Here is a 17,635-nt window from a genome sequence, read left to right as displayed (position 1 = left end):
ACGACGGCAAGAGCGGCCCAGGACGCGATGGAGGTCCGATGACGCCGCATCCACCCGGACGCCATCCCGAAACGTGCCACCAAGACTCTACCCAAGTCCTTCCATGCCAAATGGCCAGCCGACACAAAAAGTCTGGCTTACTCTAGGCGCGCCTCAGGGTAGAAGCCACACGAACTAGCCAAACGTGGCACACGGCTCAGTGAACACGCTCACCGTTACCGTACGGGATGTTCTAAAGTGTCCGCTTCCAGCACCACTATTTCGCATCCTGCCCGGGATGCCCCAGATACTTGGCACCGCAAAGGAACAGCATGACCGCTTACCCAGCCCTGCGTGCCGCGGGGGCGACTGATGTCGGCCGGGTCCGCGAGGTGAACGAGGACTCGTTCGTCATGCTGCCCGCCGTGGCCGTCGTCGCCGACGGGATGGGCGGCCATGCCAGCGGCGATGTCGCCAGTGCCCTCGCGGTCGAGACCTTCCAGAGCCGCTTCGCGACCATCTGCCCGGTCCCCGAGGACATCCAGGACGCTGTCCACGCCGCCAACTCCGCGATCACCTCGGAGGCGGCTCGCAACTCCGAGAAGCAGGGCATGGGCACAACCCTGACCGGCGTGGCGCTCGTCGAGTTCGAGGGCGCTCCCCACTGGTTGGTGTTCAACGTCGGCGACTCGCGCGTCTATCGGCTCTCGCCGGCCGGGGTCACGCAGGTGACCATCGACCATTCCGAGGTCGCCGTCATGGTCGAGGCGGGGATGATCACCGCCGCGGAGGCCCGCGTCCACCCGCTGCGAAACGTCATCACCCGGTCGCTCGGCACCTACCCTTCTCCCGAGGCCGACACCTGGCTGATGGCCGTGGCGCCCGACGACATCTTCCTGCTCTGCTCCGACGGCCTCACCGGCGAGCTCGAGGACCACGAGATCCATGAGATCGCCTCCCGGACCCTCGGGGTGGGCGGAAGCATCGACAACCTCGCCCAGAGGCTGGTGGACGCTGCGGTTGCATCGGGCGGGCGCGACAATGTCACTGTGGTACTCGTGACACCCCCTCCCTCGCTCTTCGCCGCCCCTGCGGAGACTGACGTCTCGACATCAGGCTCCGCACGATCCGCAGGGGACGTCTCGTCGTCCCATGAGTGATACCGCTACCTACTGTGCTGGGCACTGGCTCGCGTTGAAGGGCGACCGATGCTGGGCATTGGTGCAGCTCGGGCCCGGTGACCCGCGGGTCGGCGGCGTCCAGGCCGCGCTGGCCGACCCCCATCCGGTCGACGCGATCGCCGGGCTGCTCTCCGTGGACGGACCTCGAGCCCCCGGCTTCGCGCTGATCGGGCGCGAGGGCCCGCGGGTGCGGTACGCCGTGCGTTCGCCTGCCAAGGTGACCGCCGTCGTCAACGAGGTGCCGGTCTTCATCGACGGCATCGACGTCTCCGGCAAGTGGGCCGACGGCCACTTCGCCGCCGTCCCCGAGCGCGCCGAGCTCGCCAACGGGGCCTGGGGCGGGATGGAGGAGGACCAGCCGCTGGTCGACACCGCCCACGCACGCTCGCTGGACGTCGTCTTCGACCCCGACTACTACGCTCAGGTCCAGGCGCAGCCCGACGCGACCATGACGCCGCTGGACCACACCATCCGGCGCTCGGACCTGGCGGCCTCGCCGCCGCCCCCGCCCGCGATGCCGGGCGTCTCGTCGTTCCAGAGCCCTCCGCCGGCTCAGGTGCCGCCGGCACCGGTGGCACCGTCCCAGCCCGCGCCCGAGCCCAAGAAGGGCATCATCGACGGGCTTCCGTGGCGCAAGAAGGGTGCCAAGAAGCCCGACCCGAACGCGTGGGGCCCGCCGGACCGGCAGCCGTCGCCCCCGCCCGTCGCGCCGCCCGCGGCTCGACCCTCCGTGCCACCTCCCCCGATGCCCGCGCCGGCGCCTACGCCGCCCAACGACATGGCGACCCGGGTCCGCGACATCGCGACGCCGACCCCGGTGCCACCGGCGGGCGGGCCGACCGTGTGGGCGGTCTACTGCCCGCAGGGCCACGCCTCACCGCCCTACTCCCCGACCTGCCGCATCTGCCGGATGGCGCTGCCGCCGCACCAGCAGCCGGTCTCGGTCCCGCGCCCCGCGCTGGGCCAGCTCAAGCTGGGCGACGGCCGGGTCGTCATCCTGGACCGGGGTGCCGTCTTCGGGCGGTCGCCGCGCGCTGATGCCAACGGCAACACGGGGGCTGGTGGCGTACCTCCGCATCTGGTGAAGGTGATGCTGCCCGACATCAGCCGGCTGCACACCGAGGTGCGCCTGGAGGAGTGGCAGGTGCTCGTCCGCGACCTCGGATCCGCCAACGGGTCCTACCTGACCCTGCCCGGCGGGCGTCCGCAGCAGATGCGGCCGATGGAGGAGTACGCCCTGGAGCCCGGCGCCGTGGTGAGCCTCGCCGGCTCGATCAACCTGAACTACGAGGTTCTCGGGTGAACGAGCGCCGGCGAGTGAGCCATCGAATCATCACGCGGCCATGTCCGTATCCTGGCGCTTGCGCTACGGATGTGGCCGCGTGACGCAGACACCACACCCCGAGCTCGGCCCCGAGCTGCCGGGGATGAACTGCCTGGGCCGGCTCGGCTCGGGCGGCTTCGCCGACGTCTACCTCTACGAGCGCCACCACCCGAAGGTCCGGGTCGCGGTGAAGCTGATGCGGTCCTCCGACCTCGCCGAGGCGCAGCGCGCGCAGTTCGCCGCGGAGGCAGCGGTGATGGCCGAGCTGGCCGAGCACCCGTTCATCGTGCCCGTGCACAGCGCCGGCGAGACGCCGGACGGCCGCCCCTACCTGGTGATGGGCTACTACCCCAACGCAGACCTGGGTGCCCGCGTACGCAACAACCCGATGAAGGTGCAGGACGCGCTGCGCTTCGGGATCCAGATGGCGTCGGCGGTCGAGACCGCGCACCGCGCCGGGATCATCCACCGCGACATCAAGCCGTCCAACATCCTGCTCTCCCGCTACGACGTGCCCGGTCTGGCCGACTTCGGCATCGCCGGCCGCCCGCGCGACGACGAGGGCGACATCGGGGTCTCACTGCCGTGGTCGCCGCCCGAGGTCCTCACCTCGGCGTCCAACGGTTCGGTCGCCTCCGACGTCTACTCGCTGGCCGCGACCGTCTGGCACCTGCTCGTGGGCCGCTCGCCCTTCGCGGAGCGGGGCAACAACTCCGACCGCGCGGTCTTCTCCCGCATCCTGCACACGGCTCCCCCTGCCACGGGCCGGGCCGACGTACCTCCGTCGCTGGACCGGGTGCTGCAACAGGCGATGGCGAAGGACCCGACCTACCGGCCCAGGACCGTCCTCGACCTGGCCCGCCACTTCCAGCGGATCGAGCAGGAGCTGCGGCTGGGCCGCACCGAGGTGCAGGTCCTCGACCGCGATGCCGGTGGCAGCGGGTCGATCCCGGTCGTTCCCGACATTCCGGCAGCGCGGGGTGAGGGTCCGACCACGGGCTCGGGCCGTTCACGTCTCCCCTCTCCACCCTCCGACCCGGAGATGGAGAAGGCCACCGAGCTCAAGCCGCCGTCCCAGGTGATCGCGCAGGCGCCGATCACCCAGCCGCCGGCCTCGCTCGCGTCGGCGCCGGTGGCGGATGCCGGCTCGGCCTCGGCCGACCGCACCCGGTTCAGCTACCCGCGGACGGAGGAGGGCCCCTCGGTCCTCACCGGCGCGCGCCCGGCGGAGAGCCGCAGCAAGACGCCGGCGATCATCGGCGTCGTCGTCCTCTTCCTCCTCGCCGCCGCCATCGGCATCGTGCTCTCCCGCGGCGGTGAGGACGAGAAGCCCGACGAGGTCCCGCCCCCGCCCGTCGAGACCGACCTCCCCGGTGTCACCGGCCCAGCCGCGCCGGGCAAGGTCAAGGGCGCCCTCAAGGGCAACCGCGCCGTCTTCACCTGGTCCGGTGTGCCCGGAGCGACCGGCTACAAGTGGGTCGGCGACAACTCCACCAGCGGCAACGTGGACCGTCCCAAGGCGGTCGTACGCCTCGAGGGAGCCACCAAGGTCTGCATCCAGGTCCGCTCCCTCGGCGAGAACGGCAACGTCTCCCAGGGCGCAGCCCAGGCCTGCGTCAGCAAGTAGCCCGGCGCAGGCGATACTGGGCGCATGCCGAACACCCCAGCGCCGACCACCCCGGTGGCCACGTCAGCGAAGCTGGCGGACGGACGCGAGATCTGGTTCTTCGACGAGCAGCCGACGCTGCGCTCGGTGCACGATGAGCGGCCGCTGGAGCCGCGGGCGGGCGGGTCGCAGCTGCGCTGGGACCGGCTGACCGCGACCTGGACGGCGGTGGCGGGGCACCGGCAGACGCGGACGTTCAAGCCGCCCTCGGACGAGTGCCCGCTGTGCCCGTCGGTCGACGGGCGGCTCACCGAGATCCCGGCCGAGAGCTACGACGTGGTTGCCTTCGAGAACCGGTTCCCGGCGCTCTCGACGGTCGCGGTCGGCGAGGCGACCGGGGAGCCGTTCGTCTCCCAGCCGGGGCGCGGCCGGTGCGAGGTCGTCTGCTTCACCAGCGACCACGAACAGAGCTTCGTCGACCTTCCTCCCGAGCGGGTGCGGACGGTCCTCGCGGCGCTCGCCCACCGCACCGAGCAGCTGACGGCGATGCCGGAGGTGGCGTACGTCTTCTGCTTCGAGAACCGCGGCGAGGAGATCGGGGTGACGCTGCAGCACCCGCACGGGCAGATCTACGCCATGCCGGTGCTGCCGCCGCGGATCGAGTCCCTCGTGAACGCCGCCGACGCCCATCGCGAGGCGACCGGCGAGTGCCTGCAGTGTGCGGTGCTCGCCGACGAGATCGCCGACGGGTCGCGGGTGGTGGCCGAGAACGGGACGTTCGTGGCGTACGTGCCCTATGCCGGTCGCTGGCCCTACGAGATCCGCGTCGTGCCGCGGCGCCACGTCGGCTCGCTCCCGGGTCTGACCGCCGACGAGATGGACGACCTCGCGTCGCTCTACCAGGAGTGCCTGCGGCGGATGGACGGGCTCGACGACGCCGGCCCCGTGCCCTACATCGCCGGCTGGCAGCAGGCCCCGACCGGCCGCGAGGACACCTGGCACCTGGCTGCCGAGATCTTCACCATCCGCCGGGCGCCGGGTCGGCTGAAGTACCTGGCCGGCATCGAGTCCGGCGTCGCACTCTGGGTCAACGACATCCCGCCCGAGACCGCCGCCGAGCGGCTCCGCACTGCGTTCTGAGGCCGGACTCTAGAGCCCTTGCCAGTCCGGCTTCCCCGAGTAGACCTCGCGGTAGTAGTCACGTCGTACGAGGCGTGAGGCGGCGGCCTCGTCCAGGAGAACCGAGACGTGGCCGTGGAGCTGGAGGACCGAGGCCGGACAGGTCGCCGAGACCGGGCCCTCGACCGCGGCGGCGACCGCCTCGGCCTTGCCCTCCCCGGTGGCGAGGAGAAGCAGGTGGCCGGCTCGGGTGATGGTGCCGAGCCCCTGGGTGAGCACGTGGTGCGGCACCGCTTCGGGTGAGCCGAAGAAGCGCGCGTTGTCCTTGCGCGTCGTGGCCGTGAGCGTCTTGATCCGGGTCAGCGAGGCCAGCGACGAGCCGGGCTCGTTGAAGGCCAGGTGGCCGTCGGAGCCGATGCCGAGGATCTGCACCTCGATCCCGCCCGCAGCCACGATCGCCGCCTCGTAGCGCTCGCCGGCGGCCGGCAGGGTCTCCTCGGTCGGGTCAGGTCCGTGGACCCGCTCCGGCTGGATGCCGATCGCGTCGGTGAACTCGCGCCGGATGGTCGCCAGATAGGACTGCTCGTGCCCGTCGGGGAGGCCGACGTACTCGTCCAGGTTGAACGTCTCCACACCCTCATAGGACGGCCCGCGACCGTCCCGGGCGCGCCGGATGAGCTCCTCGTACGTCGCCAGCGGCGTCGAGCCGGTGGCCAGCCCGAGCACCGCGGGGGTGCCGGTGGCCTCCCGGCGGCGTACGACGTCTTCGATCGTGTCCGCGGCGAGGGATGCCACCTCGGCGGGGGTCTCGAGGACAACTACTTCCATGTCAGTCCTTCGTCGGGGTGATCAGAGCGGCGCCGATGGCGGCGACCGGGGCGGCCGAGACCACCCGCAGGCGCGAGGCGAGCTCGAGAGAGGCGAGGAACGGCGAGGTCTCGGTCTGTCGGGCCAGCGCGTGTGCGATGGCCTCCCGCAGCGGCTCACCGACCGTCGCGACACCCCCGCCGATGACGACACGTTCGGGATCGACGGCGAGAGCCAGGGCGCGTACGGCGGCGGCGACGCCGTCGGCGAATCGGTCCCGCACGATCACGGCCGCCGGGTCGCCCGAGGCGGCTGCGGCGAAGAGCGCCGCGGCGGGGTGGCCGGTGGCGGTCGGCCAAGCCGCTGCGAGCGCGGCACCGGAGGCGACCAGCTCGAGGCAGCCGCGCTGGCCACACCCGCACACCGGGCCCTCCGGGTCGACCGGGAGGTGCCCGACCTCCCCGGCGGCGCCGTGGAAGCCTCGGCGGAGCGCGCCGCTGAGGTAGAGACCGGCCGCCAGGCCGGTTCCGAGCGAGAGGTAGACCAGGTCGTCGACATCCTCGACGGCGTGCGCGCCGAGCGTTGCCGCGTTGGTGTCGTTCTCGAGGGTGACGACAGCTCCGGTGCGGGCGCCGAGCAGCTCCGCGAGCGGGAAGGCGTCGCCGTCCAGGCCCAGGTTGACCGCATGCTTCACGGTGCCGGCGCGGGTGTCGACGATGCCGGGGATGCCGACACCGATCGAGCGGATCTCGCCGCCGTCGAGCGCGTCACGCAGGCTCGCGACCACCGCGGCCGCGCTCTTGACGACGCCCTCGCCGCCGGGGGTGGTGGCGGCACGGTCCTCGGCCAGCACCGCCCCGTCGGCGCCGATCGCGATGCCGTGGATCTTGGTGCCCCCGATGTCGAGGCCTACCCGTGCCCCGTTCACCGGTTCCAGCCCGATCGTCGCAGCACCTCGGTGACAGCGGCCATGCCCGGCAGCGAGAACCCCTGCGGGCACAGTCGCGGCACCCGCGGTTCGTCGTACGCCCCGGGCCACCCCCACTCCACCAGCACCGCGGCGCCCGGGAGCTCGGCGACGGTCCGGCCGACCTCGGGACGGCGGTGCGCGTCACGCACCTGCACGATGAGGGGTGCGTCGGGGAGATCCGGGAGCGGGTCGCCAGGGCGGATTACGATGTCCGGCGGCAGCCCCCAGGGCACGTCACCCACGGCGATGTTCGCCTCGGTGTCGACGGTCACGACTTGGGCCCCGGCGAGGTCGGGGATCGCGGTGAGGTCGTCGCTGGCCGTTGCGAGCGCCCGGCGAGCGCCCTCGACCGAGCGTTCCTCGAACCGCGCGTCGAGCGCGCCGTCCGGTCGCTGCGCCTCGGTGAGGTCGGCGAGCAGCCGGTCGATGCGCGCGACCGCGTCCTGGAGCCGCTCCAGCGGCAGCTCACCGGAATCGACCGCGGCCACGATCGCGGCGGTCGTCTCGTGGACCAGCGAGGTGGGCTTGTCGGGGCCGAGCAGGAGCAGATCGGCGCCTGCCTCGAGCGAGAGTACTGCCGCGGCGGGGATCCCCCGGCTCGCCGACGCACCGGCCATGTCGAGGGCGTCGGAGACGATCGGCCCGTCGTAGCCCAGCTCGCGCAGCAGTCCCAGCACCGGCGCGGAGAGCGTGCCGGGCAGCTCGGGGTCCAGCGCCGGCACCACGATGTGGGAGGTCATCACCGAGGCGGCACCTGCCTCGGCGGCGGCCAGGAACGGGACCAGCTCACGGTCGCGCAGCGTGTCCAGGGAGGCGTCGAGGACGGGGACGGCGACGTGGCTGTCCTGGCCGGTGTCGCCGTGCCCCGGGAAGTGCTTGACGCAGGCGGCGACGCCGGTCGACTCCAGGCCCTTCACCCAGGCGGCCACGTGCTTGGCGGCCACGCCGGCGTCGTGGGAGAACGACCGGGTCGCGATCACCGGGTTGTCGGGGTTGGAGTTCACGTCGGCGACAGGAGCCAGGTTGAGGTTGATGCCGGCTCGCGCCAGCCGCAACCCGACCGCCCGCCCGGTCTCCTCGGTCAGCGCCAGGTCGTCGGCCGCGCCGAGGGCGGCGGCGCCGAGCACCGAGGAACCGGTGAGCGCCTCCAGGCGGGTGACGTCCCCGCCCTCCTCGTCGACGGTGATCACCGGCGCCCAGCCGCCCTCGGCGGATGCGGCCCGGATCTCGGCCGCCAGGCTGCGTACGGAATCCTCACCGGCCTCGGTGTTGGGGCCGAAGAGGCAGATCCCGCCCAGGCCCTCGCGGAGCAGCTCGGCGTAGCCGGGCGGCAGGGTGGGGCCGGCGAAGGCGGAGACCTGGACGCGCAGCGCCAGGGTCTCGACGGTCGTGCCAGGCATCAGGACACCCCCAGCTCACCGGCGAGGACGAGCACCGCGGCGCCGACGATGACGACGTCCTCGCCGAGCGTCGACGTACGGAACTCCAGCGGCTCGCCGCTGACCGGCATCGTCCGCTCGCGGATGATCCGGTCGGCGGTCTCGCGCAGCGGTCCGTCCAGGAGATCGGCCGGCCCGGAGAGGACCAGCTCGTGAAGATTCAGGGTTCCGACCACAGGGGCCAATGCCTTTCCAAGATGTTCGCCGGCTTCCACGAGCGCATCGTCGTGGGCTGTCTCGAGGCGCTCCCGCAGGCGCGGTACCGCGAGGAAGGTCTCCAGGCAGCCCTGGCGGCCGCACGCGCACAGCGGACCCTCGGGGTCGACGGTCACGTGCCCGACCTCACCGGCGGCGTCGACGAACCCGTGGAGCAGCGCCCCTTCGAGCACCAGCCCCGCACCGACACCGGTGCCGACCCGCACGAGCATCAGCCCGCCGTCGCCGGACTGGCCGAAGGTGTACTCCCCCAGCACCGCGGTGTTGGCGTCGTTGGCGACGTACGTCGGTCGGCCGGTCTCACGGCGAACCTGATCGGCCAGGCCGACGTCGGTCCAGCCCAGGTTGGGCGCAGCGACCACGGTGCCGTCGGCCGCGACGACACCGGGGCTACCGATCCCGATACCGAGGATCGGCCGGTCGGTGCTCGCGATCAGCTCGGTGACCAGCTCCTTCACGAGGCGCACGGCCTCGCTCCCGGTGCGGCCCTTCCGGCACCTGGTGGTGCGATGGATGACATCGCCGGTCAGGTTGAGCACGGCTCCGGCGACCTGGTCATCACCGGAGACGTCGATGGTCACGATGTGCGTGGCGTCTGCGGCGAGACCGACCAGCATCGGCGGCTTCCCGACCCGGCTCTCCACCGGCGCGCCGAGCTCCTCGACGAGCCCGTCCTCGAGCAGGCTGCCGACCAGATCGGAGACCGTCGCCCGGGTCAGCCCCGAGGCTCGGGCCAGGTCGGCGCGGCTCGCCGGACCCACCGCGAAGAGGTGCTGGAGCACCAGGGACCGGTGATGCCGCCGCGCATCTTCCTGCAGCAGCTTCCCGATCGGCCGCAACGTACGACGTCTCGCCTTGGACATGTTTGTTAGTCCATCGTACTTATTAATGCTGCGTCAAGTCGACACGGCGATTTAGCCCACCTCGCGGGCAGAAAACGGCACATCGGCGAATCAGACGATGGCCGCGAGCTGGGCCCGGGTCGGAACGTACGGCTCGATCCGAAGAACCATGTGGGCCTCCTCCGGGGTGCGGTTGCCCTTGCGGCCGTTGCACCTGCCGCACGCCGCCACGGTGTTCATCCATGTCCATCTGCCGCCGCGTGACTGTGGCAGCAGGTGGTCGATGGTGCGGGCCTGGCCGCCACAGTAGGCACAACGATGCTGGTCGCGCTTGAGCACTCCCTCGCGGGAGTAGCCGGCCGGGCGGTACATCCAATGCATGGCGATATAGCGGACCAGCCGCACCGCCTTTGGCCATGGATGTGGCCCGATCATCTTGTCGCCCTGTTGCTCGTGAACCACCGCCACCTCGCGGAACAGCATCCGCACGGCGTGCTTGAACGAGACCCTCCCGAGCGGCTCGAAGGAGGCGTTATACAGGGTCACGGCGCCCATGGTCGTGGTCATACTCGGTTACCTCCCAGGAGAGTCGGATAGAGATCGTGCAGATCGGGTGGAAACACTGGGCTGAAACAAAAAGGGGCCGCCCCGACGAGACAGACATGTCTCGCAGGAGCGGCCCGGAGTGATCCGGTGCAGCTATGCACCCAGGTCACTGTCGGCTCCCGCGGGCATGAGGGTCGCGCTCGTGCGCAGCGGTCAGCGACCACGCCGCGGGGGCGGTGGCCGAGTGCTGCGTGCTCATGGTGGGCCCTTCAAAAGGTCAAGTGTTGGCACCCGGCGGCGAAACCGGGTGCTACCAGAATAGAGCGAACACCCCCCACCTACCAACGGTTTTCGCAGGTCAGGACCGTGTCTTTCCGGTTAACTACGCCCGACGTACGCCGTTTGGGCCCGTTAGCGCGACCCGACCCGACCCTCGGAGCCTCGGGATCAGCGCCTCGCCGACCCGGGCGACCTCGGTCCGGTAGGGCGTATCCGAGAGGACGAAGTGGGTCACGCCGAGCTCCTGATAGCGGCTCAGCGCGGCGGCGACGTCGTCCGCGGAGCCGACCAGCCAGGTGGTTCCGGCGCCACCGCCGCCGTACTTCCCGGGAGCTGTGTAGAGGCACTCGTCGAGCACGTCGCCACGGTCGGCGAGGTCGAGGAGGCGGCTCTGCCCCACCGCTGACCGACCGCGGCGGAACTCGCGATCTCCCACGGAGTCAGCCATCCGGCGCACCTTCTCCTCGGCATCGCGCCAGGCCTCCTCGCGGGTGTCGCGGATCAGCGTGGTGATCCGCAGGCCGAACTCGAGCGGCGCGAGGTCACGGCCCAGCGACTGCTCGAGGCTCTGCAGGCGCTCGACCCGCTCCGCGATGCCGTCGAGCGGCTCGCCCCAGAAGAGCTGCACGTCGGCCTCGGTCGCGGCCACCGCCTCGGCCTCCGGGGACGCGCCGCCGAAGTAGAGCCTGGGGTGCGGGCGGCCCTCGGCGGCGTACGGGCGTGGGGTGATCGAGGAGTCGGCGACCTGGAAGTGGTCGCCGTCGAAGGTGACGTTCTCCTCCGTCCACAGCCGCCGCACCAGCCGCATGAACTCCTTGGTCCGCGCGTAGCGGGCCGCACGTGAGTCCTCGCGGTCGCCGTAGGCGGCCAGGTCGTCCTGGCCGGAGACGATGTTGACCCGCACCCGGCCGCGGCTGAGCTGGTCGAGCGTGGCGGCCGAGGTGGCGAAGTTGGCCGGGCGCCAGTAGCCCGGGCGGATCGCGACGAGCGGCTCGAAGGTCGTGGTGCGCGCGGCCAGCGCGGTCGCGACCGTGAAGGTGTCGGGCCTCCCCCAGCTGGTGCCGAGCAGGGCGCCGGTCCAGCCGGCGTTCTCAACCGCCTCGGCGAGGCCGACCTGGTAGTCGAGGGTGCCGTGGCCGTCCTCCGGCGACACGGTGTCGCCACGATGGCCGGTCTCGACGAAGTTGGGGAGGTACCAGAGGAACTCGGGGGCATGGGGGACGGTCATTCCGGACTCCTTCATGAGGTCTACTCATGAATGTTAATCATCTTTATCGACTATTGACCGATGTGTCCACAGATGAACAGAGGCTCAGCCAATGAGCCAACTCGGGGTATGGTCCCGACATGGGCCTGACCTCTGCCGAGCTGATCGATCTCGTCCTCGACGCCGGGACGTGGACGTCCTGGGACACCCCGCCGTCATACGGTGAACTTCCCAAGGCGTACGCCGCCGATCTGGCGAAGGCGCGGGAGCGAGCCGGAACGGATGAGTCGGTGGTCACCGGAGAGGCCCGGATCGCCGGACGCCGGGTGGCCGTGGTGCTCTCCGAGTTCCGGTTCCTGGCCGGGTCGATCGGGCGCGCGTCGGCCGAGCGGCTGATCGCGGCCGTGGAGCGGGCCACGCGCGAGGGGCTGCCGCTGCTGGCAGGCCCGGCCTCGGGCGGGACCCGGATGCAGGAGGGTACGCCGGCGTTCGTGCAGATGGTGCGTATCGCCGAGGCGGTCACCCGCCACAAGGCCGCCGGGCTCCCCTACCTCGTCTACCTGCGCCACCCCACCACCGGCGGCGTCATGGCCTCCTGGGGGTCACTGGGTCACGTCACCGTCGCCGAGCCCGCGGCACTCCTCGGGTTCCTCGGTCCGAAGGTCTACGAAGTGCTCAACGGCCGCCCCTTCCCCGCCGGCGTCCAGGTCTCCGAGAACCTCTTCGCACACGGCCTCGTCGACGGCGTCGTACCTCCCGACGAGCTCGCCGGGCTGGTCGACCGAGTCCTGGGGATCCTGGCCCTGCGTCCCGAGAAGTCAGGCACGCAGGCCGAAGCGTCACGTACGTCGGCCGAAGCGTCAGAGGGTGACGCCTCGAGCGACGCGAGTGACGCTTCGGCCGACGGGGGCGACTTCTCGGCGGTCGACACCTGGGACGCGATCACGCGATCCCGGCGCGCGGACCGGCCAGGAGCGCGGGCGCTGCTCCGGATCGCGGCCTCGGACGTCGTGCCCCTCAACGGCACCGGGCAGGGCGAGCGGGACCCGGGCCTGATCATCGCGCTGGCGCGGTTCGGTTCGGCGCCGTGTCTGGTGCTGGCCCAGGACCGGCGCGAGCAGGCTCACCAGCCCCTCGGCCCGGAGGGGCTGCGCGAGGCGCAGCGCGGGATGAAGCTCGCCGCCGGGCTCGGGCTCCCCGTCGTGACCGTCATCGACACCCCTGGCGCCGCGCTGTCGGCCGAGGCGGAGAACGGCGGCATCGCCGGCGAGATCGCGCGTACATTGGGGGCTCTCGTCAACCTCGAGACCGCGACGCTCAGCCTGATGCTGGGCGAGGGCAACGGTGGCGGCGCGCTCGCGTTCCTCCCCGCCGACCGGGTGGTCGCCGCCCAGCACGCCTGGCTCTCCCCTCTGCCGCCGGAGGGCGCGAGCGCGATCGTGTACGGCGACTCCGACCATGCCGCGGAGATGGCCGAGGCGCAGCGGGTCCTCGCCGTCGACCTCCAGCAGATCGGCGTGGTCGACCGGATCGTCGCTGAGTCCCCCGACGCCGCCGACGAGCCGGAGACGTTCTGCCGACGGGTCGGAGAGGTCCTCGAGGACGAGCTGCTCGCGCTGCTCGCCTCCGGGCCGGGCGAGCCGACGGCTCGGGCCGCTCGCTACGCGGGCTGAGGACGTACGCAGGAGATCTGCGGACACGCACCACGAACTCCGCCACGATGGGTGGGCTCATCACGAGCCGACAACCCCACACTCGATCGGAGTTTCTCGTGCCTCAGATCAAGCGTCTCCTCGCCCTCGCCGCCACGACCTCACTCGCCGCGGCCCTGCCGCTCCTCGGCCCCGCCCCGGCCCAAGCCGCCGAAGGCAGCTTCAGCGCCCTGACGTACAACATCGCCGGCCTCCCCGAGGCCATCTCCAGCGCCCCGACACCCCGCAAGAGCGCCACCAACGAGATCGGCCGCCGCATCGACGAGTTCGACATCGTCAACGTCCAGGAGGACTTCAACTACCACGCCTACCTCTACGAGACCGACGTGCACGCCCACCGCACCCCGACCTCGGGCGGAGTGCCGTTCGGGAGCGGGCTGAACAGCCTGCACCACCAGCCGTACGAGGCGCTCGACCGCGTCACCTGGGACGACTGCTGGATCAACCAGGCCGACTGCCTGACCCCGAAGGGCTTCACCTTCCACCGCGCGCAGATCGCGCCGGACACCTGGATCGACGTCTACAACCTGCACGCCGACGCCGGCGACGACAGCCTGGACGAGGCCGCTCGCCGCGGCAACCTCGAGCAGCTCACGGCGTACATCTCCCAGCGCTCCGCCGGCAACGCCGTCCTGGTCATGGGCGACACCAACACCCGCTACACCCGCGAGGGCGACCGGATCGCCGACTTCGCCGCGACCAACGGCCTCACCGACGCCTGGGTGGAGCTCGTACGCAGCGGCGACGAGCCCGACCGCGGCAGCCCGGCCCTCGGGTGCCCCGAGACCAACCCGGGCGTGGAGTGCGAGGTCGTCGACAAGGTGCTCTACCGCGACGGCGGCGGGGTCGACCTGAGCGCGACCTCCTACCGCAACCTGGACACCGACTTCCGCGAAGACGACACCGGTCTGATGCTCTCCGACCACTTCCCGATCGCGGTGGACTTCAGCTGGACCAGCAACTGATCGGTTAACCCCTTGCGCAGGGGCTGAACACGTGTTTAGCATTGAACATGCGTTCAGCCCCTTCCGATCCAACCACCCGCGAGCGAATCCGTGACGCGGCGGTGCTGCGGTTCGCGCGGGACGGTTTCGGCGCCTCGGTCCGCTCGATCGCCACCGACGCCGGGGTCAGCCCCGCACTGGTGATCCACCACTTCGGCTCCAAGGACGAGCTCCACGCCGAGTGTGATGAGCGGGTGCTCGCCGAGATCCGGGCGGCGAAGAACGAGACGATCGACGAGCTCGCCTCGGGCCAGGGCATCCTGCACAGGTTCGCCGCCGCGGACGAGTACGCGCCAATGCTCGGCTACGTCCTCCGCTCCCTGCAGGACGGCGGACCGGTCGGCCGCACCTTCATCGAGCAGATGATTGAGGACGCGATCGGCTACACCAAGCACGGCATCGAGGCCGGGCTGATCAAGCCCAGCCGCGACGAGACGGCTAGGGCCCGCTATCTGGTCCTCTCCGCCCTCGGCACGCTCATGCTCGAGCTCACCCTCAACCCGCCCAACGACCCCAGCGACATCAGCGGCATGGTGCGTGGCTTCCTGTCCACGAGCTACCTGCCGATGATCGAGCTCTACACGCAGGGCGTGTTCACCACCCGCCGGATGCTCGACGAATACCTGCTCTACGTCCCGGACCCGCCGCAGGACACCGCGACAGAGCCCGCATCCGAGTGATGCCCAGCCCGTCGGCGTACGTCCTCCTACCCTCCCAACGCGGAAGCGAGTTTTCATGTCCGACAACATCCCTGCGGTCGAGATCGCGGGCCTGCACAAGTCATTCGGTTCCTTCAAGGCCCTCGACGGCCTCGACCTGACCGTCCAGCACGGCCAGGTGGCCGGCTTCCTCGGCCCCAACGGAGCCGGCAAGTCCACCACCATCAAGGTCCTGCTCGGGCTGCTGCGCGCCGACGCCGGCGCCGCCCGCCTCTTCGGCGGTGACGTCTGGCGTGACGCGGTCGAGCTGCACAAGCGGATCTCGTACGTCCCCGGCGACGTCAACCTGTGGCCGAACCTCTCCGGCGGCGAGTGCATCGACTACCTCACCCGGCTCAAGCCGGGCGGCGACAAGGCGAAGCGCAAGGCGCGGAAGGCCGAGCTGCTGGGGCGGTTCGACCTCGACCCGACCAAGAAGGCGCGCACCTACTCCAAGGGCAACCGGCAGAAGGTCGCCCTGGTCGCGGCGTTCCTCGACCAGTCCGACCTCTACATCTTCGACGAGCCGACTTCCGGCCTCGACCCGTTGATGGAGGCCGTCTTCACCGAGTACGCCCGGGAGGCCAAGGCCGCGGGCTCATCGGTGCTGCTCTCAAGCCACATCCTCAGCGAGGTCGAGAAGGTCTGTGACACCGTCACGATCATCCGTGCCGGGGTCGCCGTCGAGTCCGGCACGCTCGAGGAGCTGCGCCACCTGACCCGCTCCTCGGTCGTCGCCACCGTCGGCGGGGACGCTTCGAGGCTGCGTACGATCTCGGCGGTCAACGACCTGGTCATCAACCCCAACGGTGCCGGGACCCGGGTCGCCTTCGACGTCGACAACGCCGCTGTCGGCGAGGTGCTCAAGACGCTCACGACGCTCGACGTACACGGCCTCACGATCACGCCTCCCTCGCTGGAGGAGCTGTTCATGCGGCACTACGGTGACGTGATCGCCGAGACCGAGATCGAGTCCGAGGACGCGAAATGAGCGCGGCTACTGCGGTCGAAGTCCCGAAGGCGGGACTCCTGGACCCCTTCACCGGGACCGGGCACCTGATCGGCTTCATGCTCCGCCGCGACCGGGTCCGGATCGCCCTGTGGACCCTGATCGTCGCGGTCCTCTACCTGGTCTCGCTGGCGCCCGGTGGCGAGTACGCGGTGCTCAACGACGATCCCGAAGCACGAGCCGCACGCGCATTGACCCTGAGCAGCCCCGCGATGATCGCGATGGGCGGTCCCGGCTACGGCCTCGACGACTACACCATGGGTGCCGCGGTCGCCAACGAGCTCATCCTCTGGATGGTCGTCGCGCTGGCCGTCATGACGATCCTGCAGGTCGTCCGCCACACCCGCTCCGAGGAGGAGTCGGGCCGCTCGGAGCTGATGCGCGCCGGCGTACTCGGTCGGCACGCGCCCTCCCTCGCGGTCATCGTCGAGGTCGCGCTGACCAACCTCATCGTCGCCACCGCCGGCATGCTGGCCCTGGTCGTGATGGGCCTGGAACCGGCCGACTCGGCGGTGATGTCCTTCGGGATCGCCCTGGCGGCGCTGGTCTACGGAGCCGTCGCGCTGGTCACCTCCCAGCTCTCCGAGAGCAGCGGTGGCGCGATGGGCATGGCCTTCGCCGTCGTCGGCGCGACCTACGTCGCACGTGTCGTCGGCGACATCCAGGAGCCCCTGGGCAGCCCGCTGTCCTGGCTCTCCCCCATCGCCTGGGTTCACCAGACGAGGGTGTTCGTCGACACGCGGGTCTGGCCCCTGGGGATCGCCGCGGTCGTCGCGCTGGCCCTCCTCGCGGTCGCCGCCTTCCTCGGCTCCCACCGTGACTTCGGTGCCGGCATGGTGAAGGTACGCCGCGGGCGGGCCGACGCGTCGCCGCTGCTCAACGGGCCGATCGCGCTGGCGTGGGTGCGGCAGCGTACCGGCCTGTTCTGGACCGCCGCCGGGCTCGGTCTGATGTGGTTCGCGACCGGCTCGATCCTGAGCGAGGTCCCGAACATGCTGAAGGCCGTCGGCGACAACCCGATCTACGCCGAGCTGGTCAAGGGCGGCGCGGAGGACATGATCAAGACCTTCGCCGCGTTCATCGGCGGCTACTCCGCCTTCGGAGCCGCCGCGTACGCGATCATCATGACTCTGCGGGTCAAGGCGGAGGAGGACGCCACCCGGGCGGCCCTGGTGCTGGCCAAGCCTCTCGGAAGGTTCCGCTGGCTCCTCTCGAACGCCCTCGTCGCCGCACTCGGCTCACTGGTCGTGCTGGTCTCCGGGATCTGGGCGATGGGGCTGGGTGCTGCTGCCACCGGCGTCGACGAGGTCGGTTTCGGTGACTTCACCGTGCTCGCCCTCGCCTACGTCCCCGCGGTCCTGGTGATCGTCGCGCTGGCGCTGGCCCTCTACGCCTGGGTGCCGCAGGCGGCCAGTGCGGTGTGCTGGGCGGTCTTCGGCTGGATGTTCCTGGTGCTCATCCTGGCCGACGTGCTCGATCTCCCGGACTGGGTCCGCGGCCTGTCCCCGTTCTGGTGGATCGAGAACACCATGCTCGAGTCGCAGCCCCTCAGCCACACCCTCGGCCTCTGCGCCGTGGCTCTCGCGCTGCTCCTGGTGTCGATGGTCGGCTTCCGCCGCCGCGACATCCACGGCTGAGGCCCTCCCGAGGCGTCACGTACGTCGGCCGGGAGGGGGCACGGGTGGGAACGACGGCCC

15 protein-coding genes are annotated in these 17,635 nt (G+C 71.0%); 9 read left to right on the top strand and 6 right to left on the bottom strand.

Annotated elements, in window-relative coordinates; all coding sequences use genetic code 11:
- Positions 1-311: 311 nt before the first annotated feature.
- The 4 genes from ACFWQC_RS14540 to galT all read left to right on the top strand — a co-directional run bounded on the left by ACFWQC_RS14540 (position 312) and on the right by galT (position 5,230).
- Positions 312-1,139 carry a PP2C family protein-serine/threonine phosphatase gene (locus tag ACFWQC_RS14540; protein ID WP_378678896.1) on the top strand — a complete coding sequence of 276 codons (828 nt, stop codon included), beginning with the start codon at positions 312-314 and terminating at the stop codon, positions 1,137-1,139.
- The gene (locus ACFWQC_RS14535) at positions 1,132-2,463 is read left to right on the top strand and encodes an FHA domain-containing protein (protein ID WP_378678893.1); all 1,332 of its coding nucleotides are present in this window, start codon (positions 1,132-1,134) and stop codon (positions 2,461-2,463) included. Before ACFWQC_RS14540 ends, ACFWQC_RS14535 begins: the two co-directional genes overlap by 8 nt.
- A gap of 79 nt (positions 2,464-2,542) precedes the next feature.
- The gene (locus tag ACFWQC_RS14530; RefSeq protein ID WP_378678890.1) at positions 2,543-4,111 is read left to right on the top strand and encodes a serine/threonine-protein kinase; all 1,569 of its coding nucleotides are present in this window, start codon (positions 2,543-2,545) and stop codon (positions 4,109-4,111) included.
- A gap of 24 nt (positions 4,112-4,135) precedes the next feature.
- Complete coding sequence (gene galT / locus ACFWQC_RS14525; protein ID WP_378678887.1) at positions 4,136-5,230, top strand: galactose-1-phosphate uridylyltransferase; 1,095 nt, start codon at positions 4,136-4,138, stop codon at positions 5,228-5,230.
- Between the two features lie 9 nt (positions 5,231-5,239).
- Here galT and nagB read toward each other — a convergent pair whose 3' ends face one another.
- The 6 genes from nagB to ACFWQC_RS14495 form a co-directional block, all read right to left on the bottom strand.
- Positions 5,240-6,037, bottom strand: coding sequence for a glucosamine-6-phosphate deaminase (gene nagB, locus ACFWQC_RS14520; RefSeq protein WP_378678884.1), 798 nt, complete (start codon positions 6,035-6,037; stop codon positions 5,240-5,242).
- A 1-nt stretch (position 6,038) separates the two neighbouring features.
- Positions 6,039-6,944 carry an ROK family protein gene (locus ACFWQC_RS14515; RefSeq protein ID WP_378678881.1) on the bottom strand — a complete coding sequence of 302 codons (906 nt, stop codon included), beginning with the start codon at positions 6,942-6,944 and terminating at the stop codon, positions 6,039-6,041.
- Positions 6,941-8,386, bottom strand: a complete 1,446-nt coding sequence (locus ACFWQC_RS14510) for a glycoside hydrolase family 3 N-terminal domain-containing protein (protein WP_378678878.1) — start codon at positions 8,384-8,386, stop codon at positions 6,941-6,943. Before ACFWQC_RS14510 ends, ACFWQC_RS14515 begins: the two co-directional genes overlap by 4 nt.
- Positions 8,386-9,504, bottom strand: coding sequence for an ROK family protein (locus ACFWQC_RS14505; protein ID WP_378678875.1), 1,119 nt, complete (start codon positions 9,502-9,504; stop codon positions 8,386-8,388). Before ACFWQC_RS14505 ends, ACFWQC_RS14510 begins: the two co-directional genes overlap by 1 nt.
- A gap of 90 nt (positions 9,505-9,594) precedes the next feature.
- Positions 9,595-10,050: an HNH endonuclease gene (locus ACFWQC_RS14500; RefSeq protein ID WP_378678872.1), complete on the bottom strand. Its 456-nt coding sequence runs from the start codon at positions 10,048-10,050 to the stop codon at positions 9,595-9,597.
- A 361-nt stretch (positions 10,051-10,411) separates the two neighbouring features.
- Positions 10,412-11,536 (bottom strand): LLM class flavin-dependent oxidoreductase, encoded by a 1,125-nt coding sequence (locus tag ACFWQC_RS14495; RefSeq protein ID WP_378678869.1) that lies wholly within the window; start codon positions 11,534-11,536, stop codon positions 10,412-10,414.
- A 119-nt stretch (positions 11,537-11,655) separates the two neighbouring features.
- Here ACFWQC_RS14495 and ACFWQC_RS14490 point away from each other — a divergent pair, with 119 nt between their 5' ends.
- The 5 genes from ACFWQC_RS14490 (at position 11,656) to ACFWQC_RS14470 (ending at position 17,575) form a co-directional block, all read left to right on the top strand.
- On the top strand, positions 11,656-13,188 hold the full coding sequence (locus ACFWQC_RS14490) for a carboxyl transferase domain-containing protein (protein WP_378678866.1): 1,533 nt from the start codon (positions 11,656-11,658) through the stop codon (positions 13,186-13,188).
- A gap of 98 nt (positions 13,189-13,286) precedes the next feature.
- The gene (locus ACFWQC_RS14485) at positions 13,287-14,192 is read left to right on the top strand and encodes a hypothetical protein (protein ID WP_378678863.1); all 906 of its coding nucleotides are present in this window, start codon (positions 13,287-13,289) and stop codon (positions 14,190-14,192) included.
- Between the two features lie 47 nt (positions 14,193-14,239).
- The gene (locus tag ACFWQC_RS14480) at positions 14,240-14,911 is read left to right on the top strand and encodes a TetR family transcriptional regulator (RefSeq protein ID WP_378678861.1); all 672 of its coding nucleotides are present in this window, start codon (positions 14,240-14,242) and stop codon (positions 14,909-14,911) included.
- A gap of 55 nt (positions 14,912-14,966) precedes the next feature.
- Positions 14,967-15,920: an ATP-binding cassette domain-containing protein gene (locus ACFWQC_RS14475; protein ID WP_378678858.1), complete on the top strand. Its 954-nt coding sequence runs from the start codon at positions 14,967-14,969 to the stop codon at positions 15,918-15,920.
- Entirely contained in the window at positions 15,917-17,575 is a 1,659-nt protein-coding gene (locus tag ACFWQC_RS14470) for an ABC transporter permease (RefSeq protein ID WP_378678855.1), read from the top strand. The genes ACFWQC_RS14475 and ACFWQC_RS14470 overlap by 4 nt, the downstream gene beginning before the upstream one ends.
- Positions 17,576-17,635: the final 60 nt, after the last annotated feature.

Source organism: Nocardioides sp. NPDC058538 (assembly GCF_042719275.1).
Classification (GTDB): domain Bacteria; phylum Actinomycetota; class Actinomycetes; order Propionibacteriales; family Nocardioidaceae; genus Nocardioides.
This window is presented reverse-complemented; position numbering and strand designations above follow the sequence as displayed.